At 65.7% G+C, this 26,809-nt stretch carries 23 protein-coding genes; 3 read left to right on the plus strand and 20 right to left on the minus strand.

Annotated elements, in window-relative coordinates:
- Positions 1-296 precede the first annotated feature (296 nt).
- From M2D63_RS16870 to M2D63_RS16880, 3 genes are all read right to left on the minus strand, one after another.
- Positions 297-1,256 carry an HlyD family secretion protein gene (locus M2D63_RS16870; protein ID WP_285864085.1) on the minus strand — a complete coding sequence of 320 codons (960 nt, stop codon included), beginning with the start codon at positions 1,254-1,256 and terminating at the stop codon, positions 297-299.
- Between the two features lie 3 nt (positions 1,257-1,259).
- Entirely contained in the window at positions 1,260-1,622 is a 363-nt protein-coding gene (locus tag M2D63_RS16875; protein ID WP_285864086.1) for a DUF3302 domain-containing protein, read from the minus strand.
- Positions 1,623-1,695: 73 nt separating this feature from the next.
- Positions 1,696-2,583 carry a putrescine utilization regulator PtrR gene (locus M2D63_RS16880; protein WP_285864087.1) on the minus strand — a complete coding sequence of 296 codons (888 nt, stop codon included), beginning with the start codon at positions 2,581-2,583 and terminating at the stop codon, positions 1,696-1,698.
- A gap of 103 nt (positions 2,584-2,686) precedes the next feature.
- Between M2D63_RS16880 and M2D63_RS16885 the strand changes: the two genes are divergently transcribed.
- A complete protein-coding gene (locus M2D63_RS16885) occupies positions 2,687-4,081 on the plus strand; it encodes an aldehyde dehydrogenase family protein (protein WP_285864088.1) in 1,395 nt (464 codons plus the stop codon).
- Between the two features lie 12 nt (positions 4,082-4,093).
- On the opposite strand, the gene M2D63_RS16890 is transcribed toward M2D63_RS16885, so the two are convergent.
- Positions 4,094-5,662 carry a mechanosensitive ion channel family protein gene (locus tag M2D63_RS16890; protein ID WP_285864148.1) on the minus strand — a complete coding sequence of 523 codons (1,569 nt, stop codon included), beginning with the start codon at positions 5,660-5,662 and terminating at the stop codon, positions 4,094-4,096.
- Between the two features lie 204 nt (positions 5,663-5,866).
- On the opposite strand from M2D63_RS16890, the gene M2D63_RS16895 reads away from it, so the two are divergent.
- A complete protein-coding gene (locus M2D63_RS16895; protein ID WP_285864089.1) occupies positions 5,867-6,763 on the plus strand; it encodes a universal stress protein in 897 nt (298 codons plus the stop codon).
- 3 nt (positions 6,764-6,766) lie between these two features.
- Here M2D63_RS16895 and M2D63_RS16900 read toward each other — a convergent pair whose 3' ends face one another.
- The 10 genes from M2D63_RS16900 to M2D63_RS16945 form a co-directional block, all read right to left on the minus strand.
- Positions 6,767-7,513, minus strand: a complete 747-nt coding sequence (locus tag M2D63_RS16900; RefSeq protein WP_285864090.1) for a phytanoyl-CoA dioxygenase family protein — start codon at positions 7,511-7,513, stop codon at positions 6,767-6,769.
- Between the two features lie 7 nt (positions 7,514-7,520).
- Positions 7,521-7,979 carry a carboxypeptidase regulatory-like domain-containing protein gene (locus M2D63_RS16905; protein ID WP_285864091.1) on the minus strand — a complete coding sequence of 153 codons (459 nt, stop codon included), beginning with the start codon at positions 7,977-7,979 and terminating at the stop codon, positions 7,521-7,523.
- 76 nt (positions 7,980-8,055) lie between these two features.
- Positions 8,056-8,871, minus strand: coding sequence for a helix-turn-helix transcriptional regulator (locus M2D63_RS16910; protein WP_285864092.1), 816 nt, complete (start codon positions 8,869-8,871; stop codon positions 8,056-8,058).
- A 103-nt stretch (positions 8,872-8,974) separates the two neighbouring features.
- Positions 8,975-10,393, minus strand: a complete 1,419-nt coding sequence (locus M2D63_RS16915; RefSeq protein ID WP_285864093.1) for an aminotransferase — start codon at positions 10,391-10,393, stop codon at positions 8,975-8,977.
- Between the two features lie 33 nt (positions 10,394-10,426).
- Entirely contained in the window at positions 10,427-11,530 is a 1,104-nt protein-coding gene (locus M2D63_RS16920; RefSeq protein WP_285864094.1) for a polyamine ABC transporter substrate-binding protein, read from the minus strand.
- Between the two features lie 197 nt (positions 11,531-11,727).
- Complete coding sequence (locus M2D63_RS16925; protein ID WP_285864095.1) at positions 11,728-12,429, minus strand: NAD(P)H-dependent oxidoreductase; 702 nt, start codon at positions 12,427-12,429, stop codon at positions 11,728-11,730.
- Positions 12,430-12,440: 11 nt separating this feature from the next.
- Positions 12,441-14,081 carry an ABC transporter ATP-binding protein gene (locus M2D63_RS16930; protein ID WP_285864096.1) on the minus strand — a complete coding sequence of 547 codons (1,641 nt, stop codon included), beginning with the start codon at positions 14,079-14,081 and terminating at the stop codon, positions 12,441-12,443.
- Between the two features lie 2 nt (positions 14,082-14,083).
- Positions 14,084-14,911 (minus strand): ABC transporter permease, encoded by an 828-nt coding sequence (locus M2D63_RS16935; RefSeq protein WP_285864097.1) that lies wholly within the window; start codon positions 14,909-14,911, stop codon positions 14,084-14,086.
- A 3-nt stretch (positions 14,912-14,914) separates the two neighbouring features.
- Complete coding sequence (locus M2D63_RS16940; protein WP_285864098.1) at positions 14,915-15,874, minus strand: ABC transporter permease; 960 nt, start codon at positions 15,872-15,874, stop codon at positions 14,915-14,917.
- A gap of 52 nt (positions 15,875-15,926) precedes the next feature.
- Positions 15,927-17,525 carry an ABC transporter substrate-binding protein gene (locus M2D63_RS16945; protein ID WP_285864099.1) on the minus strand — a complete coding sequence of 533 codons (1,599 nt, stop codon included), beginning with the start codon at positions 17,523-17,525 and terminating at the stop codon, positions 15,927-15,929.
- A gap of 254 nt (positions 17,526-17,779) precedes the next feature.
- On the opposite strand from M2D63_RS16945, the gene M2D63_RS16950 reads away from it, so the two are divergent.
- Positions 17,780-18,220 carry an Rrf2 family transcriptional regulator gene (locus tag M2D63_RS16950; RefSeq protein WP_285864100.1) on the plus strand — a complete coding sequence of 147 codons (441 nt, stop codon included), beginning with the start codon at positions 17,780-17,782 and terminating at the stop codon, positions 18,218-18,220.
- A gap of 21 nt (positions 18,221-18,241) precedes the next feature.
- Here the strand turns inward: M2D63_RS16950 and M2D63_RS16955 are convergent, their stop codons facing one another.
- From M2D63_RS16955 to M2D63_RS16980, 6 genes are read right to left on the minus strand one after another with little or no spacing between them, the layout of a single operon-like run.
- The gene (locus tag M2D63_RS16955; RefSeq protein ID WP_285864101.1) at positions 18,242-19,651 is read right to left on the minus strand and encodes an aldehyde dehydrogenase family protein; all 1,410 of its coding nucleotides are present in this window, start codon (positions 19,649-19,651) and stop codon (positions 18,242-18,244) included.
- A complete protein-coding gene (locus tag M2D63_RS16960; RefSeq protein ID WP_285864102.1) occupies positions 19,644-20,834 on the minus strand; it encodes a pyridoxal phosphate-dependent aminotransferase in 1,191 nt (396 codons plus the stop codon). The genes M2D63_RS16955 and M2D63_RS16960 overlap by 8 nt, the downstream gene beginning before the upstream one ends.
- Before the next feature lie 27 nt (positions 20,835-20,861).
- Positions 20,862-22,466 carry a 5-guanidino-2-oxopentanoate decarboxylase gene (locus M2D63_RS16965; RefSeq protein WP_285864103.1) on the minus strand — a complete coding sequence of 535 codons (1,605 nt, stop codon included), beginning with the start codon at positions 22,464-22,466 and terminating at the stop codon, positions 20,862-20,864.
- Between the two features lie 10 nt (positions 22,467-22,476).
- Positions 22,477-24,576, minus strand: coding sequence for an acetate--CoA ligase family protein (locus M2D63_RS16970; protein ID WP_285864104.1), 2,100 nt, complete (start codon positions 24,574-24,576; stop codon positions 22,477-22,479).
- An 18-nt stretch (positions 24,577-24,594) separates the two neighbouring features.
- Positions 24,595-25,755: an acyl-CoA dehydrogenase family protein gene (locus M2D63_RS16975; RefSeq protein WP_285864105.1), complete on the minus strand. Its 1,161-nt coding sequence runs from the start codon at positions 25,753-25,755 to the stop codon at positions 24,595-24,597.
- Between the two features lie 31 nt (positions 25,756-25,786).
- Positions 25,787-26,578, minus strand: a complete 792-nt coding sequence (locus M2D63_RS16980) for an enoyl-CoA hydratase/isomerase family protein (protein WP_285864106.1) — start codon at positions 26,576-26,578, stop codon at positions 25,787-25,789.
- Positions 26,579-26,809: the final 231 nt, after the last annotated feature.

Genomic DNA, 26,809 nt, shown 5'->3' on the forward strand with positions numbered 1-26,809 from the left:
CTGATGCATCGTGTCGTCAGGTTCTACGACCGCTTCGCGGTCGATCGCAGCCTGGCGGCAGCTCCCACAGATACCCTTACAATCGCATGACAACTGTAGGAGCTGGCGAAGCCTGCGATCGACTGCGCAGCAGTCGCCAGGTGGGCCTGATGCATCGTGTCGTCAGGTTCTACGACCGCTTCGCGGTCGATCGCAGCCTGGCGGCAGCTCCCACAGATACCCTGTAACCACATGACAACTGTAGGAGCTGGCGAAGCCTGCGATCGACTGCGCAGCAGTCGCCATCCCACCACCTATCAATGGAACGGGAAGATGTAGTTCATCCACGCCGCCATGCGCAAAAGGATCTTGCGCATGGTCGCGATGTGGTGGAAGTGCTGGCTGTACACCGCCGCCTGGCCATAGGCACCGCCAGGCATCTGCATGCTGTACTGGGCAAAGTCCGGGTCGGTGATTTCGATGATCACCGGGACCCGCCCCGGTGGTGGTGAACCGGAGTAGCTGATCAGGGTGCCCGAAGGCTGTACCTGGCCCTCGCCGATCACCGCGATGACATTCTTCACCCGACCCTTGAACACCCGCCCGGGGATGCCGTCGAACGCCACTTCCGCCTCGTCTCCCGGCACCAGGCGCAGCAGGCTGTTCTGGCGCATCCAGGCGGCAAAATACTGGCCTTCGTTGGGTACGAACACCATCGAGGGGCGCAGCGGCAGTCTGCTCGCCATCATCCCCGGCCGCAGCGACACGTGAGTGACGAAACCATTGCTCGGCGCACGTATCACGGTGCTCCTCAGTTCGAATTCGGCGTTGTCGATCTGGGCCGCCAAGTCGTCAACCCTGGCCAGGGCCGATTCCTGCTCGCGGCGGGTGCCGAAGTTGCGCTTGACCAGTTCGTTGATCCGGTACAGGTCGCCCTGCGCCGCCACTTGCTGGGCCTTGAGCGACCTGAGCTTGTATTCGAAGGGCGCAGGGTCGATGCGAAACAGCACATCACCCTCTTTAAGCGGCGTATTGCCCTGTACCGGTACCTCGACCACCCGACCGGTCACCACCGGGATCACCGGGGTCGAGACGAAGTAGGAACGTGCCACCTCCGAGTATGGGTGGTTGTAGTTCATGGTGAAGATCAACGCGCCGACGATGACCACGCCACCCAGTACAGCCGTAGGCACCGTCCATTTGTTCAGGGGAATGCGAAACAGCTTGAAAATGCCCACGCAGATCGCGGCATACGTAAGAACCAGCAACAGATCCATGTGTCAGACCCCTTCCCCAGAACCCTTCCGGTCAGCGCCGGACCTGGCGTGCTCCGCTTCCAGTTGCGCCACCCGCTGCTGCAGCTCCTGCACCTGGCGTTCAAGGTCCGAAAGCGGTGTTTTCGACAGACCGCCGCCAATGCCCCAGCCACGGTCCTCGCGGTACAACATCGCCCAGATCCACAGGAACGGCCACAGCGCATGCAGGGTGAACAGGCTCACCCAGCCGGTGGCGTGGATGGCATCCTGGTGCGGATGGTTGCGGTGAACGGCAATTTCATAAGGGATGTCGTGCAGCACGATGATGCCGTAGAACAGCACCAACCCGACAAAGACCAACAAACCCAAAGCAAAGTAATCCAGCATGTCTACTCCAATTAGTACACGGGGGGATGCTTTGGATTGATTCTAGCTAATCTATGCCAGCGTTCGGCGAGTTTTATCCAGCCGTTGCACCCTCGCCAGCCTCGCGGCGCGCTTGCAGCAACTGCACGAAACTCGACAGGCTCTGGGACACCGTGCCACGCCGCCACACCAGCCAGGTGTGCAGGTAGCGAAAGTCCTCGGACAACGGCCAGACGCTGACCGTGGCGCACCCCGGCATGCTCTGCAGCATGCTGCGCGGCATCAGCGCCAGGCCTGCGCCGGCGCTGACGCAGGCGAGCATGCCGTGGTAGGACTCCATTTCGTAGATCTTGCCCGGCACCGCCGCATCGGTGCTGAACCAGCGCTCGAAATGATGGCGGTAGGAGCAGTTGGAGCGAAAGGCGTAGATGTTCTCGCCGTTGACATCCCGGGCGCGGCTGATCGGGGCATGGTTGAGCGGCGCGATCAGCACCATCTCCTCCTCGAACACCGGCACTCCGTCCAGGGTCGGGTGCAGCACCGGACCGTCGACAAAGGCCGCCACCAGGCGCCCGGCCAGCACCCCTTCGATCATCGAGCCGGACGGCCCGGTGGAAAGGTCCAGCTCGACCTTGCTGTACTGCTGGTTATAGGCCGCCAGCAAGGCCGGGATGCGCACCGCCGCGGTGCTTTCCAGCGAACCCAGGGCAAAAGGCCCCTGTGGCTCTTCGCCGGCAACCGTCAGGCGCGCCTCCTCCACCAGGGCAAGGATGCGCCGGGTATAGTCGAGGAAGTTCCAGCCGGCCGGCGACAGGCGCAGGCGGCTTTTTTCGCGGATGAACAACTCCACGCCGAGGTCGGTTTCCAGCTGCTTGATACGCGTGGTCAGGTTCGACGGCACCCGGTGGATGTGCTGGGCGGCGACGCTGATGCTGCCGTGCTCGGCCACGGCCTTGAAGATTTCCAGCTGTACCAGGTCCACGTCATTCTCCGATCGTGAATGAAAGGCTCATTATTATTCAGTTTCCACAAAGCTGATAGCCCTCTACGCTGGCCGTGTTCCCTCCTTTTTGCAGGACAGTGCCATGACCGCGTTTTCCAGCCACACCCATGCCGTCTCGACCAATCCCGCCACCGGCGAAGCCATTGGTCACTACCCCTACGCGTCCGAGGCCGACCTGGATGCGGCCCTGGCACGGGCAACCGCCGGTTTCGCCCAGTGGCGCCGTACCCCGGTCAGCGAGCGTGCCGCGCAGATCCTGGCCCTGGCCAGCGCCATCCGTGACAACGCCCAGGCCATGGCACGGATGATCACCCTGGAAATGGGCAAGCCCCTGGTCCAGGCCCGTGGCGAAGTGGAAAAGTGCGCGCAGCTGTGCGAATGGTACGCCGCCCAGGGCCCTGGCATGCTCACGGCCGAATCGACCCTGGTGGACAACGGCACGGCGCGCATCGAATACCGCCCGCTGGGCCCGATCCTGGCGGTGATGCCATGGAACTTCCCGGTCTGGCAGGTACTGCGCGGCGCCGTGCCGGCGCTGATCGCCGGCAACACCTACGTGCTCAAGCACGCCCCGAACGTGATGGGCAGCGCCTACCTGCTGCTCGATGTGATCAAGCAGGCCGGCCTGCCCGAGGGTGTGTTCGAAGTCATCAACGTCACCCCGGACGGTGTGTCCCAGGCCATCAAGGACCCGCGCATCGCCGCCGTGACCCTGACCGGCAGCGTGCGCGCCGGCATGGCCATCGGTGCCCAGGCCGGTGCCGCCCTGAAAAAATGCGTGCTGGAGCTGGGCGGTTCCGATCCGTTCATCGTCCTCAATGACGCCAACCTCGACGAAGCGGTCCGGGCTGCCGTGATCGGCCGCTACGCCAACACCGGTCAGGTCTGCGCCGCGGCCAAGCGCCTGATCGTCGAGCAAGGCGTGGTCGAGGCCTTTACCGAGAAGTTCGTCGAAGCCACCCGCCAGCTGGTCATGGGCGACCCGCTGTCCGAGCAGACCTACCTGGGCCCGATGGCCCGCTTCGACCTGCGCGACGAGCTGGATGAGCAGGTCCAGGCGACCCTGGCCGAAGGCGCCACCCTGCTGCTGGGCGGACGCAAGGCCGATGGCGTGGGCAACTTCTACGAGCCGACCGTGCTGGCCGATGTCACCGACCAGATGACCTCGTTCCGCCAGGAGCTGTTCGGCCCGGTGGCCTCGATCATCACCGCCCGCGACGCCCGCCACGCCCTGGAACTGGCCAACGACAGTGAGTTCGGCCTGGCTTCGACGATCTACACCCAGGACCTGGAGCTGGCCGCCCAGCTCACCGAGGAGCTGGACACCGGCGGCGTGTTCATCAACGGCGTCTGCGCCAGTGACCCGCGCGTCACCTTCGGCGGCGTCAAGAAGAGCGGTTTTGGCCGCGAACTGTCGCACTTCGGCGTGCGCGAGTTCTGCAACGCCCAGACCGTCTGGCTCGACCGCCGCGGCTGAGTGCCTGCGCCCTCACGGCTCCTGCTTCGGGGGCTGTGCCGGGGCGCTGTACCACTGCTCCCTGGGCACCGACTTGGGCTGCTGCGGGTCGCCCAGGTAATGCGGCGACATGATCTGCACGCCATATTCATTGAACACATCCTGGATATGTGCGTGCAGCTCGCTGAGCAGCACCGCCCGGGGCCGCGGCTGGCTGGGAATGGCCTGGGCCACCAGACGATACTCGGGATAGAAGTCCGACAGCGCAGTCTGGAACACCTGCGGCCGCGGCTGTCCCAGGATGCCGTTGGTGCGCTGCGCCGCCTCCAGCAACATCGCCTCCACCTGCCGCCACGGCGTGTCGTAGCCGATGGTCACCGTGGTATCCACCACATAGCCCTCACCCTCCACGATCCTTGAGTAGTTCTTGGTCACGCTGCCGGTAATCATCGAATTGGGCAGGGTCAGCACCTCGCCAAGGCCGGTGCGGATGCGTGTGGTGAACATGCCAAGCTCGGTGACCGTGCCCTCGTAATCGCCGATGCGCACGAACTCGCCCGGCCGCAAGGTGCGGGTGTAGGTCAGGATCAGGCCGGCCGCCGCCTGGCCGACCACACTGGTGGCGCCCAGGGAAATCATCAGGCCGATCAGCACCGACAAGCCCTTGAAGGCTTCGGTACCGGCCCCTGGCAGGTAGGGATAGGCCATGGCCAGGGCGAACAGCCAGATCGCCAGGGCGGTCAGCCGTGTAGTGGGCTGCAGGGTTTCCTGATTCAGCCAGCTCAGCGTCCCGGGTACCGCCAGGCGCCGCAACAGACGCTTGCTGAACGCCACCGCGCCGCGGGCGATGAAGAAGATCACCAGGGCCACGACCAGGCCCGGGATCGCCCCGATGATGCCGTCGAGCAGGTAGCGGGCCAGTTCGTACAGGTATTGATTGAGCTGCTCGCCCCAGGGGCGGGTGTAGGGGAAGCGCGACAGCACGAAGCCCAGCCATTCATAGCTGAGCAAGGCGATCAGCAGCCAGCGCAGGGTTTCCAGCACACGGCGGATCAAGGTATAGAAGAAGTTGGCCTCGATCACCGGTGTCTGCCCGACCGTCAGGGCCCGGGCATGCCGGCGCATCAGGGTCGGCAGGCTGGCCTGCAGCTTGCGGCGGATAAAGGCGATGACCCAGAGCAGGGCCAGGTACAGGCCGGTGGCGATGGCCACCGCCACCAGTGAGTGCATGAGCATGCGCAGGTTGCGCGCTTCGCGGGTTTCGGCCACGGCCAGGCGCAGGTTGGCGGCAGCCTGCTGGGCGGCGTCGAGGACCGAGGACTGGGTCAGCGGATCGACATCGTGGGGCGCAACGATGAACGCGCGTTTATCGCCCAGCAGCACCAGGTAACTGCTCTGGATCGGGTCGATGTGCACCTCCAGGTCCTGGCTTTCCTCCAGGGTTTCGTCGATCACCACCCTGGCACGCTTGACCCGGTGCTCGGGCGTTTCCCCCAGTACCGTGGCCCGAAACAGCATGATGCTGCGGTTGGCGACCTTCAATTCCACCGGCGTGGCCGTGGCCGCCACCGTCTCCTCGGCATTGGCCTGCCCGCCCAGCATCAGGCAGACCATCAACAGCCAGCCAACCATTCCCACCCTGCCCATGCCCTGCTCCTCGCGACCGTCCAGCCCTCACCTGTAGCGCAGCCTAGACCAGCGGCGACCGCTTGTCAGATCGCCCTGGCCGTTGCCCCGGGGCGCCTGTGAGCCATGGGCTAAACTGAATCGCGGGGGCTGGCAACGCAACACGACCGGAGGTGCCCCATGAGCCAGTACCAACGCCTTCTGCTGATGCTTGGCGCCGACCTGCGCCACACGCCGGCGCTGGAACGCGCCGCCGCCCTGGCCCACGCCACGGGGGCCACCCTGCACATCTGCGCGTTCATCGAAGAGGTCGACACCCTGGGGCTGATGAGCGGCGATGAAAACCTGCTCAAGAGCCGCGTCAGCGACAACCGCCAATGGCTGGCCGATGAAGCTACCCTGATGCATGAAAACGGTATCCGGGTGCACACCGAGGTGATGCTGACCCGCGACCTGCTGCAGGCGGCGCTGACCCAGATCAATGAGATCGAACCGGACCTGGTGATCAAGGATGTGCAGCATGAGCCGGCGCTCAAGCGCCTGCTGGTCACCCCGCTGGACTGGCAACTGCTGCGTCAGAGCCCGTGCGCGGTGCATCTGGTCACCGACGTGCACTGCCCGCTGCCACGCATCGTGGTGGCCGCCGTCGACCCCGTACACCCCGAACACCCCTACAGCGACCTCAATGAAGCGGTGATCCAGACCGCCAGCGACCTGGCCCGCCAGTGCAACGCCGAACTGCACCTGCTGCATGTGTGCGACAGCACCCACACCCACATGGCCGACTTTGGCGCCGGTACGGTGACCATGCCGGGCTTTGGCAGCGATGTGCGCAAGTCGATCCACAAGGCGTTCGGGCACCTGGCCGAGCGCCACGCCGTGCCGCTGGACCGCCAGCATTTTCTTTCGGCGCCGATCACCCGCAGCATTGCCGAATTCGTTGCCCACAGCCGCGCCGACGTGCTGGTGATGGGCAACCACCCGCGCAAGTTGCTCGAACGCCTGACCGGCAGCGTCACCGAGCATGTGCTCGAACAATCGCTGTGCAACGTGCTGGCGATCCGGGTTCACGACTGAGGCTCAGTCGTACTCGGCCTCCTCGTGTTCACCCAGCAAACGCCGTTGTCGCGGCGTGGCCTGGGCGAGCACGGCCGGGTTGAATTGCCAGTGCAGGTAGGGTGAGAACTTCTGCGCAACCATGCGCCGGCCGTAATGCACCTGCAACATCGAGCGGCAGCGGTCGAGCGTGCTGTTGTCGCTGCCGCCATGCCACAGCTCGCTGCGAAACATCAGCGCATCGCCTGCGCGGCACAGAATGGTCTGCGTCCCCTGCCCTTGCCACGACTGCTCACCGGCAGCAGGCCTGCGCCCTGCCCGGTGGCTGCCTGGCAGGACCCGGGTCGGGCACAGCTCGGCATCGATGTCGTCGAGGTAGAACTGCACGGTGCAGATCTGCATGGGCAGCTCGAAAGCCGGGTCGGCCAACAGCTGCGCCGGCAGTTGCATGGCCAGGTAATCCAGGTGCAACGGCATGCCCTGGGCACCCGGATGGCTGCGCCAGGCGGTCTGGCCGATGATATGGCAATCCTCGCCCAGCGCCGCTTCGGCCAGCTCGATGATGCCGGGCAGGTCCAGGTAGGTGAGCCACAGAGGGTCGCGATTGAACACGCACTTGTAGTGTTCGACCAGGCCGTTGTAATCCCAGTGCACGGGTTTTAGCCGGTCGATGGCGCCTTGCAGTTGCGCGACCTGCTGCGGCGCAAGGGCTGCCGGCAACCGCACGAAGCCGTCGCCATGCAAGGCCTTGAGCGCCGCTTGAACGTCCATGTCCGGGTCATTCACGCCAGTGCAGGTTGACCTTCACCGGCGTGGCGCCGTTGATCACCACGCTCTGGCGTTGTTGCTCGCCATTGAGGCTGGCCAGCACCTGGTAGTGACCGTTGGGCAGCTTGGCGAACAGCATCGGGCCGACATCCTGCAAGGTCAGCACCGGTTGCCCGGTCGCGGACTCGACGCGCACTTCGGCGCCGCTCTGGTACTTGTTGTCGGCCCCCGACGACAGGGTGATCTCCAGGTTGTAGCCACGGGTTTGCTGCATGGCTCGGGACTCATCGAGGCCGATACCGCCTTTGAGGTAAGGGATGCCGTTCTGTTCCTGGGGCTGCAACTGCACGCCGGCAGGGTCGATGGGTTCCTGGTAAGACGATTGCGCCGCGGCAGCGAGCGGTGCCACGCAGAGCATGGCCAACGCCAGGGCCAGACCGCTGAGAACGCTTTTGCGATGACTGTTCATGGCCAGTCCTCCAACAAGGGTCCATACCCTATTGTCCGCGCCGCCACGCCAGGGTTCCCGTTGCCGGACGCGCGGTTCAGCCCTGGCGCAACCAGTCGATGAAGCGGGCGAACAGCTCGGACTGGGAGTTGATCTCAAGCTTGAGATAGAGGTTCTTGCGGTGCATGCGCACGGTTTCCGGGGAGATGCCCAGTTCGCTGGCCGTGGACTTGGCCGAGTGGCCGCGCAGGATCATGTGCGCCACCTCGCGCTCGCGGTCGGTCAGCAACTGGCAGCCGAAACTGTCGAAAGCGGCCTGGATGCTGCCGCGCGCGGCACTGGCCGGCGCCAGTCCATGGCGGGCAAAACGCACCAGCAGCTCGCGGATCATCGGCTCCACCGCGCGCAGCAGATGCACCTGCTCGACACTCAGGCGCGTGCCGCTGCAGCCCTGGAACAGGCTCAGGGAGAGCTTGTGCCCGTCACCGACATCGGCAATGAAGTAGCTGTCTTCGCTGCAGCCGGTGCCCAGGTAGTAGGTCTTGTAGTAGTCGCTGTCGAAGAAGTGGTCCGGGGCGATGTCCTCAAGGTGATAGAAGCCCTGGGCAAGGCCGCTGTCCACCGCCAGGCAGAACGGATCGAGCAGGTAACCGGCGGCGAAGTAGCGGTTGAGGATGGCATCGCGGTGCTGCTCGGGAATGCCCTGCTGGTACAGCAGTTGCGGGGCCTGGCCCTGGCGTTCGAGGCTGATCATCATCGACTCCACCGCCACCAGCTGGCCGATGGCGGCCGCCAGGTGCGCGAGGGCATCCTGGCTTTCGCTGTGGGCGAAGGCGTGCTGCAACGCCGCGTGCCATTGCTGCAGGGCGGCAAAGGACAGGGTGACGGGGGTGTCGAGGGTGAGTTGGCTCATGCCCCGCAGTCTAACGGGACGGGGATGAGCCTGCATCTGTGATCGATCGCGGGGCAAGCCCGCTCCCACAGGCCCCTGTGGGAGCGGGCTTGCCCCGCGATGGTCAGCCACCCGCATACACCCCTTCCCGGCGCAGCTCCTCGGCCGTCTCCAGAATGCACACCCGCAAGGTCTCGACGATCTCGTCCACCTGGGCATGGGTGATGATCAAGGGCGGCGACATCACGTTCAGGTGCATGATCGGCCGCACCAGCAGGCCCCTGGCCTGGGCCCGGCGGTGGATGCGCTCGCCGATGTTGATCGCATCGGCGAACAGTGCCTTGCTGGCCTTGTCGGCCACGAACTCGACGCAGGCCATCAGCTTCATGCAGCGCACGTCGCCCACCAGCGGCAGCTCGCGCAGGCTGTGCAGGCGCTGCTCCAGGTAGCCACCGACATCCTGGACATGGGCCAGCAGGTTTTCCCGCTCGATGATCTCGATGTTCTTCAGCGCCGCGGTGCAGCACACGGGGTGGCCGCTGTAGGTAAAACCATGGGTAAAGCAGCGGCCCTTGCCCGGCTCGGCGATCACCTTCCAGATGCGCTCGGAGAAAATGCACGCCCCCAGTGGCAGGTAGGCCGAGGTCAGGCCCTTGGCCGTGGTGATGATGTCCGGCTGCACGCCGAACAGTTCTTCGCTGGCGAAGAAGGTGCCCAGGCGGCCGAACGAGGTCACCACTTCATCGGCCACGAACAGGATGTCGTAGGTCTGGCACAGCGCCCACATGCGCTGGAAGTAACCCCTGGGCGGAATGATCACCCCGCCCGAGCCCATGATCGGCTCGGCGAAGAAGGCGGCGACATTGTCGGCGCCCAGGGACAGGATCTTGTCCTCGAACTCGGCCACCAGGAAGTCGAGGAATTCGGCTTCGTCCATGTCATCCGGGGCCCGGTACGGGTTGGGGTTGGAGATGTGGTGGATCAGGTCATGGCCGTAGTCGAACTCCGGCACCCGGTCGGCGGCCTTGTTGCCGATCGACATGGTCAGGGTGGTGGAGCCGTGGTAGGCGTTGTAGCGGGCAATGATGTGCTTCTTGTGGGGCTTGCCGCGGCAGTTCTGGTAGTACTGGATCAGCCGGTAGGCGGTATCGACCGCAGTGGAGCCACCGGTGGTCAGGAACACGTGGTCCAGGTCGCCCGGGGCCAGCTGCGCGAGCTTTTCGCACAACTGGATGGCCACGGTATTGGCCATGTCCGAAAACGGGTTGGAATACGCCAGCTGGCGCACCTGGTCGGCAATCGCCAGGGCCATTTCCTCGCGGCCCAGGCCGATGTTGGTGCACCACATGCCGCCGACGGCATCGAGGAAGCGGTTGCCCTCGGTGTCGCGGATATAGGCGCCCTCCCCGGCGACGATGTTCAGCGCACCCTGTTCGTGGTGCTCGTCGAACATGTGGTAGCCGTGCATGTAGTGGGCCTTGTCGGCCGCCACCAGCGGATCATGGGCGATGGGGGTGACGAATGCTTTGCTTGGCGTAGCCATGGGCAGTTCCTTGGCGAGGGGGATCGAAAGGGTTCAAAAACCGGTCTTGACCGTGCTCCAGACCCGGGTAATGGCGCGCATGTCCTTCGGCTCCTGGGTCTTCTGGGCGAACAGACGCCCGCGGGTGGCGTCATCGGGGTAGATCGCCGGGTCGTCACGGATCTCGCGCTCCACCAGTGCGGTGGCCGCCGCGTTGCTGTTGGCGTAGTGGATGTAGTTGGTCACCTTGGCCATGGTCTGCGGCTGCAGCAGGAATTCGATGAAACGGTGGGCGTTGGCCGCGTGCGGGGCGTCCTTGGGCAGGTAGAGGTTGTCGAACCAGATCAGCGAGCCTTCGTCGGGGATGAAGAACGCCAGGTTGATGTCCTTCTTCGCCTCGACGGCGCGGGCCTGGGCGGTGGCGTAGTCGCCGGACCAGGTCAGGGCCATGCACACATCGCCGTTGGGCAGGCTGGTGAGGTAGTTCACCGAGTCGAACTTGCGGATGTACGGGCGGATGTCCAGCAGCAGCTTTTCGGCTGCCTTCAAGTCAGCCGGCGATGCGCTGCGCGGGTCCTTGCCCAGGTACTTGAGGGCCAGGGGGATGACTTCGGTGGGCGCGTCCATCAGGGTCACGCCGCAATCGGCGAAGCGCGCGACGATCTTCGGGTCGAACAGCATGGCCAGCGAGCCGATGGGCGCATCGGGCATGCGTGCCTTGATCTTGTCGACGTTGTAGGTCACCCCGGAGCTGCCCCAGGTGTAGGGCGCCGAGTACTTCAGTCCCGGGTCGTAGCCTTGCAGGTTGGCGACCACCTGGGCATCGAGGTTGTGCCAGCTGGGCAGTTGCTGCTTGTCCAGCGGCTGGAACACCCCGGCCTTGATCAGCGGCGGTACCAGGGAGGCATTGAGCATGACCAGGTCGTAGCCGGAGCGGCCGGTCAGCAGTTTGGTCTGCACCGTCTCGTAGCCGTCGAAGGTGTCGTAGATCACCTTGATGCCGGTGGCCTTCTCGAAATCGGCCAGGGTGGTCTCACCGATGTAGTCGGTCCAGTTGTACAGCCTGAGCGTGTTGCCGGTGTCCGTCTCGCTGGCCGATGCGGCCGTGGCGGTGGATAGCAGCAACAGCGTACCCATCACCTTCAGTGCCTTGCGCATAGCAACTCCATCGTGTGATCGCTCCGGGGTGAGCCGATGGGGTAACTATCAGGGGATTCGGTTGGGCGGACCATAACCCGAATGGGTAGGTGGTGGTTTGTCGAGGATTTCGACCTGTGGGAGCGGGCTTGCCCCGCGATGGGCCGCACCGCCGCATCGCGGGGCAAGCCCGCTCCCACCCACCAGGGACAGTCAGGTCAGGCCAGCGGGTACAGTGCCTCGTCGAACTGCGACAGGCGCGGGAACGTCAGCGGCTGGTCATCCGACAGGTGTTCCAGGCGCTGGCGGTAGGCCTGCAGGAAGTCCTTGCGCGCTTCATCGCTGATGTACGGCACATGCCAGGCCACGAACGGCTCCAGTACCTCGAAGCCGACATAGGCCAGGGTGCCGCGCAGGATCGGCCGCAGCATGTCCTCCAGTGGCCCGTGGATCGCGCCCTCGCCGAACATGTGCTCGCGCCCGCCCAGGGTCACGGTCACCAGGGCCTTCTTGCCCACCAGCCCGCCCTGGTCGTAGAAGCGCTTGCCGCCATAGCACACGCCGGACACCAGCACCCGGTCGATCCAGCCCTTGAGCATGGCCGGGGCCGAGAACCAGAAGATCGGGAAGTTCAGCACCACAAGATCGGCCCACAGCAGTTTGTCCAGCTCTTGCTGGATGTCGGCGGCGATCGACTGGCTCTTCACCCCCAGGCGCTGCTCCAGGGCATACACCAGGTAGTCGGGGTTCTCGCGGGTGACGAAGTCGTCGGCACTGGCCACCGGGTTCCAGTTCATCGCATACAGGTCGCTGACCTGCACCTGGTGCCCCTGGGCGGTGAAGGTCTCGACGGCCTGGTCACGCAGGGCGGCGGTGAAGGATTGCGGCTCGGGATGAGCGTGGACGATCAGTACGTTCATGAACAACTTCCTTAAACAGGTTGCAGGGTGCCAGGCACGGCACGTTTGGCCAGCAGACGGTCCAGCCAGTCAGGGTCCATTTCCGGCTCCGAAGACAGCAGCAGGCCGGTGTAGTCGCGGTGCGGCGGGGTGAAGATGGCGTCGCGGCTGCCGTGGTCGACCACCCGCCCGCGCTGCATTACCAGTACTTCATCGGCGATGGCGCGTACCGTAGCCACGTCGTGGGTGATGAACAGGTAGGCCACGCCCAGTTGTTGCTGGATGCGGTTGAGCAGCTTGAGCACGCCCTCGGCCACCAGTTGGTCGAGGGCCGAGGTGACTTCGTCGCAGATGATCAGTTGCGGCTCGGCGGCCAGCGCCCGGGCGATGCAGATGCGCTGCTTCTGCCCGCCGGACAGCTCGCGCGGCTGGCGCTCCATGTACTTGGCAGGATCGAGCTCGATCATCTCCAGCAGTTCGGCGACCCGCTTGCGCATGGCCTGGCCCTTGAGGCCCAGGTAGAAGGTCAGCGGCCGGCCGATGATGTCGACGATGCGCTGGCGCGGGTTCAGGGCGGTGTCGGGGATCTGGTAGATCATCTGGATGCGCCGCAACTGCTCCTTGCTGCGCTGGCGAAAATCCTTCGGCAACACCTCGCCGTCGTACAGCACTTGCCCTGCGCTGGGCGGCAGCAAGCCGGTAATCAGGCGCGCCGTGGTGCTCTTGCCGCTACCGGACTCGCCGATCACCGCCAGGGTCTGGCCCCGGTGCAGCTTGAGCGAAACGTCATGCAGTACCGGCTGGTGGCCGTAGCTGGCGCTGGCCTTGCGCACTTCCAGCAAGGGTTTGTGCTCTGGCACACAGGCCTTGGGCTCGGTGCGGAAGCTGCGTACCGCCCACAGCGACTTGGTGTAGTCCTGCTGCGGCGCATCGAGCATGGTGCGGGTGTCGGCCTCCTCCACCAGCTTGCCGTGGCGCAGCACCATGATGCGGTCGGCCATCTGCGCCACCACCGCCAGGTCATGGCTGATGTACAAGGCCGCACTGCCGTAGGTCTTCACCGCATCGCGGATCGCCGCCAGCACTTCGATCTGGGTGGTGACGTCCAGCGCCGTGGTCGGTTCGTCGAAGATGATCAGGTCCGGGTGGCAAGCCATGGCCATGGCGGTCATCACCCGCTGCAACTGCCCGCCCGAGACCTGGTGCGGATAGCGCTGGCCGATCTGCTCGGGGTTGGGCAGGCGCAGAATCCGGTACAGCTCCACCGCCTCGGCTTCGGCCTGGGCGCGGTCGATGCCGCCGTTCTTCACCGCGGTTTCGACGTGCTGGTCGATCAGCCGGTGGGCCGGGTTGAACGAAGCAGCAGCGCTTTGCGCCACGTAGGCGATGCGCAGGCCGCGCAGCTTGCGCAAGGCTTCGCTGCTGGCGCCGACCAGTTGCATGCCGTCAAAGATCACCGAGCCGCCGGTGATCCGGCAGCCATTGCGCACATAGCCCATGGACGCCAGGCCCAGGGTCGACTTGCCCGCGCCCGACTCGCCGATCAGCCCCAGCACTTCGCCGCGCTGCAGGGTCAGGTCGATACCCTTGATCAGCGGATGCCAGGCGTCTTCGTAATGCCCTTCGATACGCAGGTCGCGGATTTGAAGCAGCGGTTGTTCAGCAACAGTCATGTTCAGCACTCCTTCAGACCGCTGGATTGATGCAGCACCCAGTCCACGACAAAGTTGACGCTGACGGTGATCAGCGCCACCGCCAGCGCTGGCAGCAGCGGGCTGATGTCGCCGAAGGTGATCAGCACGGCGTTGTCGCGGACCATGCTGCCCCAGTCGGCGGTAGGCGGCTGGATGCCCAGGCCGAGGAACGACAGCGCGCTGATGAACAGGAAGACAAAGCAGAAACGCAGGCCGAATTCGGCGATCAAGGGTGCCGCGGCATTGGGCAGCACTTCACGGCTGACCAGCCACCACAGCCCTTCCCCGCGCAGGCGCGCGGCCTCGACGAAGTCCTGGACCACCACGGTCATCGCCACCGCTCGCGCCAGGCGGAACACCCGGGTGGCGTCGAGCAGCGCGATCACCAGCACCAGCGAGGTGGCGGTGGTGCCGACTACGCTGAGGATCAGCAAGGCGAAGATCAGTTGCGGGATGGCCATGAGGATGTCCACCACCCGCGACAGGCCCTGGTCGATCCAGCCGCCCTTGATCGCCGCCACCAGGCCGCAGAAACCGCCCAGGGCAAAGGCCAGGGTGGTGGTCAGGAAGGCGATGCCCAGGGTGTTGCGGGCACCAAAGACCAGGCGGCTGAACATGTCGCGGCCGAGGTTGTCGGTGCCCAGCAGGAACTCGCCGCCCCAGGGCGCGAAGCCCTCGCCCACCACCTGGGTTTCGCCGAAGGGCGCCAGCAGCGGCGCGAACAGCGCCACCAGCACATACAAAAGAATCACCAGCAGGCCGAACTGGGCGCTCAGGGGCGCACGCAGCAGGTGTTTGATCAGGCTCATGGACTACCCCTTCGGATGCATCAGGCGTGGATTGCTGGCAATCGACAGCACATCGGCCGTGGTATTGAGCAGGATGTAGGTGGCGGCGAAGATCAGGCTGCAGGCCTGCACCACCGGGATGTCGCGCTTGGCCACCGAGTCCACCAGCAATTGGCCGAGCCCCGGGTAGACGAACACCACCTCGACCACCACCACCCCGACCACCAGGTAGGCCAGGTTCAGCGCCACCACGTTGATGATCGGCGCCAGGGCATTGGGCAAGGCATGGTGGAAGATGATCCGCGCCTGGCTGATGCCCTTGAGCCGGGCCATTTCGATGTAGGGGCTGGCCAGGAGGTTGATCAGGGCGGCGCGGGTCATGCGCATCATCTGCGCGATCACCACCAGGCTCAGGGTCAGCACCGGCAGCAGCGAGCGCTCCAGCACCTCGCCCAGGCTCGCCCCCGGTGCCAGGTTGGAGATGCTCGGCAGCCAGTTGAGCTTCACCGCGAACACCAGGATCAGGATGTAGGCGACGAAGAACTCCGGGAACGACACCGCGCTCAGGGCGCTGGTGTTGAGCAGGCGGTCGAACCAGCTGTTGCGGTACAGCGCCGCGAGCATGCCCAGCACCAGCGCCACCGGTACCGACACCAGCGCCGCCAGCAAGGCCAGGCTGAAGGTGTTGCCCAGGCGTGCGCCGATCAGTTCGGCGATCGGCCGCTGGTTGGCCAGCGACACCCCCAGGTCACCGTGCAGCAGTTGCCAGGCCCAGTGGCCGAAGCGGTTGAGCGCCGGCATGTCCAGCCCCAGCTGGGCCCGCAGCGCCGCCACGGTTTCCGGAGTGGCGGCCTGGCCGAGCATGGCCTGGGCGACATCGCCCGGCAGCATGCCGACGGCCAGGAAGATGATCACCGCCACCGCCAGCAGCGACAGCAGGCCCAGCGCCAGGCGCTGGCCAAGCAGTTTGCAAAGACTATTCACCGTACAGTTCCTCGAACAGGTACACCGAAAGAAGGCTTTCGAGCAGTGGCGCTTACGCCTGCCACCAGCGTTCGATCAGGCGCAGGCCGTCCAGCTCGCCGTAGGGCGCAGTCAGCCCGCCATGGGTAACCCGCTTGGAGCGCGCCGCCACGGAACTGGCGAACAACGGCACGATGGCCCCGCCTTCATCGCGGCACAGCGCCTGCATTTCGTTGTACATCTCCTGGCGCAGCGGCGCGTTCATCTCGCCCCGGGCGGCGCTGAGCAACTGGTTGAAACGGGCGTTGTCCCAGTGCGTCTCGTTCCAGGCCGCACCTTTGGCATAGCCGATGCTGAACATGCGGTCGGCGGTCAGGCTGCTGTACCAGAAGGAGGTGGTGAAAGGCTGCTTCATCCACACGTTGGTGAAGAAGCCGTCGGCCGGCTCGCGCACCACGTCGATGTCGATACCGGCCTGGCGCGCCTGCTCCTTGAACAGCACCGAGGCATCCACTGCACCGGTGTAGGCGGCATCGGAGGCCTGCAGGCGTACCTTGAGCGAGTCGAGACCGGCCTGGCGCAGGTAGAAGCGCGCCTTGTCCGGGTCGTAACTGCGTTGTTCCAGGGCATTGTTGATGAAGCGGCTGCCGGGCTGGATCGGGTGGTCGTTGCCGATCTGGCCGTAGCCGTAGAGCACCGAGGCCAGCAGGGTTTCGCGGTTGATCGCATGCTTGAGCGCCATGCGCACGTTGTTGTCCTGGAACAGCTGGCTGTCGGTCAGCATCGGGAAGGTGTAGTGCTGGGCGCCCTTGGTTTCCTCGATGGCAAGATTCGGGTTGCGCTTGAGCAGTGCCACGGTCTTCAGATCGACCTTGTTGATCACATCGACTTGGCCTGTGACCAGGGCATTGACCCGGGCGGCGCCGTCGGCGATGGCCAGCAACTCGGCGCTGGCGAAGTGCGCCCTCCCCGGCTTCCAGTAATCGGGGCTGCGCTCAAGGTCCATGCGCACGCCCGGCTCGAAGGCCTTGAGGCGATAGCCGCCGGTGCCGACCGCCGACTGCCAGTCGGCCAGGCCGTCCTTGGCCGGCATGATCACCAGGTGATAGTCGGCAACCACGTAGGCGAAGTCGGCGTTGCCCGAATGCAGCTCGAACACCACGCTGTCGGTGCCCTGGGCGCGGACCTGGGCAACGTCGCCGAGCACGGTTTTGGCCGCCGAGGTGGATTTGTCGCCCAGGTGATGCTGGATAGAGGCCACCACGTCGTCGGCGCTCAGGGTCTTGCCGTTATGGAAGGTCACGCCCTGGCGCAGGGTGAAGGTCCAGATACGCGCATCGGGGCTCGACTCCCAGCGCTCGGCCAGCTCCGGAATGGCGTTGCCGTCCACGCCGATCTCGCTCAGAGTGTTGTACACCGCCGAGAAGCCGACGAAGGTGAAGGTGTCGCTCCAGGAGCCCGGGTCACGCGAATCGGTGGTGCTGCCCCCGGCCAGGCCCATGCGCAGCACGCCGCCGGCCTTGGGCGTCTCCTCGGCCCAGCCACGGCTGGGCAGGCCGAGGGAGAAGGCACCGGCCACGGCCGCCGCGGCCGCACTGTACTTGAGAAAATCCCGACGCGGCAGGCCGCCGTCGTGCATCGCTTGAGTAATCTTGTTGTTGTTATCGCTCATGGCATTGCCCCTGAAAAACCGCAGAGAAAAGGATTCAGTCGACCTCGCACGCATCGATGGTGCAAATATTTGTATTTGTCATCGTGACAATTACATTAGACTCAACAGCACACCGCTGCCAAGCCCCCACGGGGTGCTTTTTGCGATCGCTGTGGGAGCGGGCTTGCCCCGCGATTGTGGTTTGTCAGTGATTGCAGTTTGTCAGTAAGATCGTTTCGCGGGGCAAGCCCGCTCCCACAGGGAAATTTCAGCCGATGAGCCAGTCGACCCGCCTGATCACCGCTTCATACATTCTGTCGTTCGTGGCCGCCAACGCCCCGCAGAAACTGCGCACCGAAACCATCGCCAAGTGGGTCAAGACCCACCCCACCCGCGTGCGCAGCCTGGCCTCGCAGATGGTCAAGGCCAATATCCTCAAGTCCTGGCGCGGCGCCAACGGTGGCCTGACCCTGGCCCGCCCGGCCAGCGAGATCACCCTGCGCGAGGTGTACGACGCGGTGCAGGAAAGCTCGCTGATCGCCGAGAAGATCGACAACCCCTTCTCGGGCCTTGAAGATCACTGCAAGGTGTTCGAGGTGTTCACCCGTCTGTTCGCCATGCTCGAAGCCAACATGCGCCTGGACCTCGGTGCGATCACCGCCGACCAGTTGTTCGTGGCCTTCGACAAGCCGGTGGAAAAAGCCGAGCAGGCCTGAGCCTGCTCGTTTGCAGCACCCTCAGACCTGCATGGCCTTGATCTCGACGAACTCGGCCAGCCCCTCCTCGCCCCACTCGCGGCCATTGCCCGACTGCTTGTAGCCGCCGAACGGTGCCTGGTAGTTGAAGGCGGCGCCATTGATGAAGCATTGCCCGGCACGCAGTTGCCGCCCCAGCGCCATGGCCTGCTCGCGGCTGGCGGCCCAGACGCCGCTGGACAGGCCGAACGGTGAATCGTTGGCCAGCTCGATGGCCTGGGCCTCATCGCGGTAGGGGATCAGGCACAGCACCGGGCCGAAGATCTCCTCCTGGGCGATGCGCATGCGGTTGTCGACGTCGGCGAACAGAGTCGGCTGCACGTAGAAACCACGCGCCGCTCCCGCTTCACCGCCGCACAACAGCCGTGCGCCCTCCTCCTGGCCGATACGGATATAGTCCAGCACCGTGCGCCGTTGGCCCGCCGAGCACATGGGGCCGAGGAAACTGCGCGGATCCTGCGGATCGCCCATGACCAGGCTGCGGGTCTCCTCCAGGGCGATTTCCAGTGCCTCGGCATAGCGGCTGGCGGGCAGCAGCATACGGGTCAGGGCCGTGCAGGTCTGCCCGGAGTTGATCATCACGTCCTGCACGCCGTAGCGCACGGCCGCTTGCAGATCGGCGTCGGCGGTGATCAGCAGTGGCGACTTGCCGCCCAGCTCCAGACATACCCGCTTGACCGTCGGCGCTGCGGCCTGGGCCACCCGCACCCCGGCGCCAGTGGAGCCGGTGAACGACACCATGTCCACCTGTGGATGCTTCGCCAACGCCTCGCCGACCTTCGAACCGGGCCCGCTGACCAGGTTGAACACCCCGGCCGGCAAGCCGATGGCTTCGATCATCTCGGCCAGCAGGAAGGCGTGCAGCGGGGTTTCCTGGCTCGGCTTGACCACCACGGTGCAGCCTGCGGCCAGCGCCGGGGCCAGCTTGCCGATCAACTGGTGCAGCGGGTAGTTCCAGGGGTTGATGAAGGCACAGACGCCCACCGCCTCGCGGTACACCAGGGAGTTGCCGACCTCGCGCACCTCATCCATCAGCCCGGCCAGTTCGATGTACTGCTCAAGGCCGACGATCGGCCCCTCGACCTGCACCGCCTGGCACCACTGCACCGGCATGCCCAGTTCGGCCGTGATCACCCCGGCCATTTCCCCGGCGCGCTGTTTCAACTGCTCGGCCAGTGCGCGGATGTAGCCGGCCCGCACGCTGGACGGTGTGCGCGACCAGCCGGCAAAGGCCTGGCGCGCTGCCGCCACCGCACGATTGACGTCCTGCTCGTCGCCCAGCGGCACCCGGCCGATGGCGGTTTCACTGGCCGGGTCGATCACCTCGGCAAGGCCCTGCCCGGACGGCACCTGCCAGGCGCCGTCGATAAACAGTCGTGCGTACTCACGCATGGACCTTGCCCTCCATCAGTTCCGCCGTGCAGCGGGCAATACGCTGGCAGGCATCGCGCAACGGCTCGGTGTCCAGCACCAGGCCCAGGCGGATATGCCCGGCGGCGCTCGGTCCGAAGGCTTCACCGGCCAGTACCGAGACGCCATGACGCTCCAGCAGCTGCTGGGAAAACGCCTGGGCACTGAGCCCGGTTTCACGGATATCGACCATCACGAACATGCCTCCATCGGGCTTGAGCGCCTTCAGGCCCGGGCAATCGGCCAGGCATTCGCAAACCAGGTCGCGGCGCTGGCGATAGGCTTCGCGCATGGTCTCAAATTCCGGCAGTTGCTGTTCCAGCGCCACCACGGCGGCATCCTGGATGAAATCGGGCGAGCCATAGAGCATGCACAGCGCCAGGTTCTCCAGGTGCGCGGCCAGCGCCGTCGAACCCACCACCCAGCCCACCCGCCAGCCGGTCATGGCATGGGACTTGGACAGGCTGTTGAGGGTCGCGGTGCGCTCGGCCATGCCCGGCAGGCTGCCGGGGCTGATGTGCTCGCCTTCGTACAACAGCTCGCTGTAGACCTCATCGGAAATCAGCCAAAGATCATGGCCGATGCACAGTTCGGCCAGGGCCTCCCAGGTGCTGCGCGGCAGGCTGGCCCCCGAGGGGTTGTGCGGGCTGTTCAGGGCCAGAGCGCGGGTGCGCGGGGTGATGCGCGCGGCAACGTCCTCGGGGCACACGCGAAAGCCGTTCTCCGGGCGCACCGGCACCGGGATCACCGTGGCGCCGCAGGCACCGAACACCGCTTCATAGGTGACATACATGGGTTCGGCGACGATCACTTCATCGCCCGGGTTGAGTACGCATTGGGCCACGCAGAACAGCGCGCACTGGGCGCCGGCCAACACCGTCACCTGGTCGGCGCTGACTGCCTGGCCGCTGCGCTGCTGGTGACGGCGGGCAATGGCCTGGCGCAGGGCCAGCTTGCCGCGCACGTCGGCGTAGTGGGTGTGGCCGCCCTTGAGGCTGTCGATGGCCGCCTGGACGATGGGTGCCGGGGTGTCGAAGTCCGGGTCACCGACCGACAGCAGCAGGATGTCCTGGCCCTGGGCCTGCAGCTCCAGGGCGCGGTAGTGAATGTCCCAGGCGGCGGCGCCGTCACCGGCGATACGTTGAGTCAGATCGGAAAAACGCATGGCAAGCTTCCTGAATAAGAGTGGACGTCAGCGAGCGCAGGCATGCTTGAGCTCGACCAGGGTCACGCCGTTGCGGGCAAAGCCGGCCGCAAGCTCGCGTTGCAGTTCATCCAGGCTGTGCGGCTGGGCGACGGTGCAGCCGAAGGCCCGGCCCAGCCCGGCAAAGTCCGGGTTGCGCGGCAAGACGCCGATGGGCTCGATATCAAGACCCAGCATGTCGTCGCGGATCTGCCCCAGGGCATCGTTGTTCCACAGCAGCACCACCAGCGGGCGGTCCAGCTCTTCCACCGCAGTGGCCAACTCCTGGGCGGTGTAGAGGAAGCCACCGTCGCCGACCAGCACCAGCCCCGGGCGATCGGTGGTGGCGAACATGCCGCCGATGCCGGCCGGCAGGCCGTAGCCCAGGGTGCCGTAGCCGGTGGGGTGCAGCCAGCTGCGCGGCGCCCGGCTGGCGAACGCGTAGTTGCCGGTGTAGGCCAGCTGGGTCATGTCGGTGCTGATAAAGGCGTTGTCCGGCAGTACTGCCTGGATGCGGTCGAGGATCGCCTGGTGGATCGCCTGCAACGGACCATGGCCTTCGCGCAGCGCGCCACGCAAGGCGGCCACCGCTTCGATGGCTGCAGCGGGATCACGGTTGATCTGCGGCAGATGGTCCAGCAAGGCGGCAACGGTCTGTTGCGCGTCACCCTGCAGGGCCAGCGCACAAGGGTAGAAATCGTTGAACTTGCGCGGGTCGATGTCCACCCGCAACAGCTCGCCGTTGAGTGGCAGGCGCTCGCGCCAGAAGTCGGTATCGGCCATCTCGGTACCCACGGCCAGGACCAGGTCGGCCTCGCCGATCAGGTTCCAGCCGGGCTCGACGCACAGGCTGGCACCGGCGTTGAGCGGCGCGTCCGGGGCCAGCAGGCCCTTGCCGGCCACGCTGGTGAACAGCGGCGCCGCCAGGCGCGTGCTCAGTTGCTGCAACACGTCGGCAGCCTGCAGTGCGCCGCCACCGGCGATAATCATCGGCCGCTTGGCCGCCGCCAGTTTCGCCGCGGCCTGCTCCAGCACGCTGCTGGCCGGGACGCCCCGACCTGGCCGGCGCACCACTTCACCGCTCCAGTCGCGTTTGACCGGCGCGGCCAGTACATCCAGCGGCACCGAGATATGCACCGGGCGCGGGCGTTCGCTGTCGAACACCGCATAGGCCCGGGCGATCAGCTCCGGCAGGTCCTCGGCGCTCAGGGCCACGGCGGAAAACGCCGTGATCGGCGCGGTCATGGCGCGCTGGTCCTGGGTTTCATGCAGGCAGCCCCAGCCCTTGCCCAGGCTTGCGGTGTGGTTGACGCTGGAGATCACCAGCATCGGGATGGAGTCGGCATAGGCCTGGCCGATGGCGGTGGCGGCGTTGGTGACACCGGGGCCGGTGATGACGAAGCACACCCCCGGCTTGCCGCTGACCCGGGCGTAGCCGTCGGCCATGAATCCGGCGCCCTGCTCGTGGCGGGTGAGTACATGGCGGATGCCGCTGCCGGGCAGGCCGCGGTACAGCTCCAGGGTGTGCACCCCGGGAATGCCGAACACGGTGTCGACGCCGTAGTTGGCCAGCAGGCGCACCAGGGCCTGGCCGCCGGTCAATGGAGTAGTCATGTTCAATTCCTCACGCCTTGCCCAGGCGGATCAGGGCGTCGACCGCGGTACTACCGTGCGGGCCGACCATCAAGGGGTTCACATCCAGCTCCAGCAACTGGCTGGCGTTCTCGCAGGCGTAGTCGGCCACCGCGCCGATCGCCGCGACCAGGGCGTCCAGATCGGCCGCCGGACGGCCACGGAAGCCTTGTAGCAAGGTGGCGCTGCGCAGGCTGAGCAAGGCCGCGCGGATGGCGCCCTCGGTGGTGGGCAGCAACAGGCTGGTGCTGTCCTTGAGCAACTCGACCAGCACGCCGCCGGCGCCAATCACCAGGGCCAGGGCGAAATCGTTCTCGCGCTTGATGCCGACGATCAGTTCGGCCAGCGGCGCTTCGGCCATAGGTTCGAGCAAGACCTGATCGAACGGTACCTCGGGGGCATAGTCGGCAATCCGTCCACGCATCTGTGCCAGTGCGCGGTCCAGGGCGTCGGCATCGCGCAGGTTCAGGGCCACGGCACCGGCTTCGGTCTTGTGCGGCAGTTGCGCGCTGACGGCCTTTAGCACCAGCGGGTAACCGACAGCGGCGGCATCGCCCTGCGCCTGTTCCGGTGTACTCAAGCGGCCTGCCGGAATGGGCAGCCCGAACGCCTGCAGGGCCTGTTTCGAATCCCATTCGTTGAGCAACTGACTGTCCCCTGCAAGCGCTTGCGGGCAGAGCGGCACCAGGGCCGACTCACCGCGATCAAGCAAGGCCTGGCGGCTGGCCTGATAGGCCGCGATACGGCCCCAGGCGGCCAGGCCGTCCTCGACGCCTTGCAAGGCAGCGATGCCATGAGCGTGCAGGCGCTCGCGGGCACTGGCCGGCAGCAGCTCGGGAAAGGCCGAGGTGACGAAGCCGATCTTGCCATGGCGCTTCAAGGCGGCGCAGTACAGCTCCAGCAGCAGGTCGCACTCCTTGCGTTCACCGGTAAATTCCGCCGGGTAGTCGAGCACCAGCATGGCCGCGTCGGCCTCGGTGCGCAGGGCACTGTCGAGCATGCGCTCAAGCGCTGCGCCGTCGCCCCAGATCGCCGTGGTGAAGTCCAGCGGGTTGACCAGGTTGGCGTAACCGGGCAGCACCTGGGCCAGTTCGTCGACCTGGCCTTGATCGAGCTTCGGCAGGCTCAGCTGGTTGCGTTCGGCATAGTCGGCAATCAGCCCGGCGTCGCCGCCGGAACAGGCCAGGGCGATCAGGCTGCCACCTTTGGGCAGGTTGCCGCAGGCCGCGGCCTTGAGGGTTTCGACAAAGCTCACCGGGCCGCTGACGCGAATCACCCCCAGGCGTCGGAACAGGCTGTCGTACAGGGCGTCGGAGCCGGACAAGGAGCTTGTGTGACTCAACGCCAGTTCGGCACCGATCTGCGACACGCCGGTTTTCAAGGCGATGATCGGAATGCCCTTCTCCAGCGCCTTGTGCGCGGCGCGGGCAAAACCGGGCACATTCTTCAGCCCTTCCAGGTGCAGGCCGATGGCGGTCACCCGCGGCTCGTCGAGCAGCGCATCCATGAGCTCGGCAATGCCGATCTGCCCCTGGTTGCCGACCGAGGCCATATAGGCCACCGGCAGCGAGCGGTCGCTCATCGACAGGTTGTAGGCGAAGTTGCCGCTCTGGGTGAGGATCGCCACGCCCTTCTCCACCGCCTTGCCGCCATGGGCCACGGGCCACAGCGCACTGCTGTGCAGGTAGTCGAGCAGGCCGTAGCAATTGGGCCCGAGCAAGGCCATGCTGCCGGCGGCCTCGATCAATTGTTGTTGTAGCGCCTGGCCTTCGGCGCCGGTCTCGGCAAAGCCCGAGGCGTAGCAGATCGCCCCGCCCGCCCCCTTGGCGGCAAGCTCTCCGACGCAGGTCAGGGTCAGCTCGCGGTTGGTGGCGATGAAAACGGCATCCGGGCCACAGGGCAGCTCGGCCACGCTACGCACGCAGGGCACGCCATCGATGCTGTCGTGCTGCGGGTTGACCAACCACATCTGCCCCTGGTAGCCGCCCTCGGCACAGCGCTTGAGCGCCCGGGCCATGCTGCGGCCACCGACGAAGGCCAGGTGACGCGGCGCCAGCAGGCGCTTGAGGTTGTCACGAATCGACTGCGACATAAGTATTCTCCGACCCGATCAACGCAACAGTGGACGCAGCAGTTCGCGGGAAATGATGTGCCGCTGGATCTCCGAGGTACCCTCCCAGATCCGCTCGATCCGCGCGTTGCGCCAGATCCGCTCGACCGGGCCTTCGTCCATCAGGCCCATGCCGCCGAAGATCTGCACCGCCTCATCGGCGACCTTGCCCAGCACCTCGCTGGCGAACAGCTTGGCCATGCCGGCCTCGCCGTCGGTCATCGTGCCCTGGTCCATCTTCCAGGCGGTGTGCAGGGTCAGAAGCTCAGCAGCGCGGATCTGCGTGGCCATGTCGGCGAGCTTGAACGACACACCCTGGTAAGTGCCGATCGGCTGGCCGAACTGCTTGCGGTCCGCCGCCCATTGCAGCGACACATCCAGCGCCCGCTGGGCCTGGCCGACGCAGTTGGCGGCGACCATCACGCGCCCGGCGGTGAGCCAGGCGTTGGCGACTTCCCAGCCCTTGCCCACTTCGCCCAGCACCTTGCTGGCCGGCACGCGGCAGTCGTCGAAGAACAGCTCGTAGGTGTGGTAGCCACGGTTGCTCACACACTTGGGCCCGCGGCGGATGGTCATGCCCTGGGTGCCACGGTCGACCAGGAAGGCGGTCACGGCGTTGCGCTTCTTGCCGTTGTGCTCGTAGGTGTCGGTCACGGCGAAGACAATGGCGAAATCGGCATGCCCGGCGTGGCTGATGAAGTGCTTGCTGCCGTTGAGGACGAAGTCGTCGCCCTCGCGCACTGCGCGGGTCTTGATCGCGTTGGCATCGGAACCGGCGCCAGGCTCGGTGAGGGCGAAGCAGTCGACCTTCTCGCCCTGGATGCACGGCAGCAGGTAGTCGTTGATCTGCTCGCCCTTGCAGGCCATGAGGATTTTCGAGGGCCGGGCGACAAACACGTGCACCGCCCAGGAGACCTTGGACAGCTCACGCTCGATCAGGGCCTGGGACAGGTAGTCGAGGCCGCCGCCACCGACTTCCTCGGGCATGTTGAAGGCGTAGAAGCCGGCGGCGATGGCCTTGCCGCGGATCTGCGCGGCCAGTTCCGGGGAGACTTCATCGGCGCGGTCCACTGCTTCCTCGTGAGGCAGCAACTCCTTGGCGACAAAACTGCGTACCGCTTCCACCAACATTTCTTGTTCTTGGGTCAGTTGGAAATTCATGAGTCGTTCCTGAAGAAGGTCGTGTAAGTATTTATTTGCCAACGAATTTTGCTGCCCGCTTCTCGGTCGAAGCGCGCAGGGCCTCGGCGCCGTCCTCGCTGCGGCCACACAGCAGGCCGGCCGCCAGCTCCGCCTGCAACTGCTCGGCCAGGGTGCGCTGGGCGCCGTCGCGGATCAGGCGTTTGGTCTGGGCGAAGGCGAAGGTCGGGCCATTGGCCAGGCGACCGGCCAACTCGGCAGTGACTGCCAGCAACTGGTCATCGGCGCACACCTCACCCACCAGCCCGGCCACCAGCGCACGCTCGGCACCCCACAGTTCGTCGAGGAACAGCAGGCGCTTGGCCTGTTCGCTGCCGATCAGGCGCGGCAGGTGCCAGCTGGCGCCGGCATCCGGGCTGTAGGCCATGCTGGTGTAGCCGGCCTTGAAACGCGCCGAGGCGGCGGCCACGCGCAGGTCGCAGCACAGGGTCAGGTCCATGCCGGCGCCGACGGCGGTGCCGTTGATGGCGGCGATGGTGGGTTTGTCGAGGCTGTGCAGGCGCTGCATCAGGGCGTGGGCGGTCTCGGTCCAGCCGTAGCTCTCCAGGGCGCCACGGGCCTCGGCCTCGGCCCATTCGGCCAGGTCCGCGCCGGCGCAGAAGCTGCGCCCGCTACCGGTCAGCACCACCACGCGCACGGCCGGGTCGCTGTTGAAGGCATCCAGCAGGGCATGCAGTTGCTTGAGCGCAGGGATGTCCAGGGCGTTGCGCTGCTCGGGGCGGTTCAGGGTGATCCAGGCGACGCCGGCTTCGACCTTGCTGAGCAGAGACGGGGAAGTAGTCATGGGAGGCCTCGAATTATTGTGATTGGTGTGAGGGGTAGGACTTGGGGAGATACTAAACGAGTGTTCAGCAAGGAGACAATCGGGGAGATTAGCTCGTGTAACACATTAAATTACAGATATATCTAGCTGTTTTTATTGATTTATTTTCTTTAGCCAGATTTGCCCAATCCGGGGACTGTTACAACTTCGCACAACTGTTGCCGAGCGTGGGCTGGATGACGAGCGCTGCGC

Source organism: Pseudomonas sp. BJa5 (assembly GCF_030272875.2).
GTDB lineage: Bacteria > Pseudomonadota > Gammaproteobacteria > Pseudomonadales > Pseudomonadaceae > Aquipseudomonas.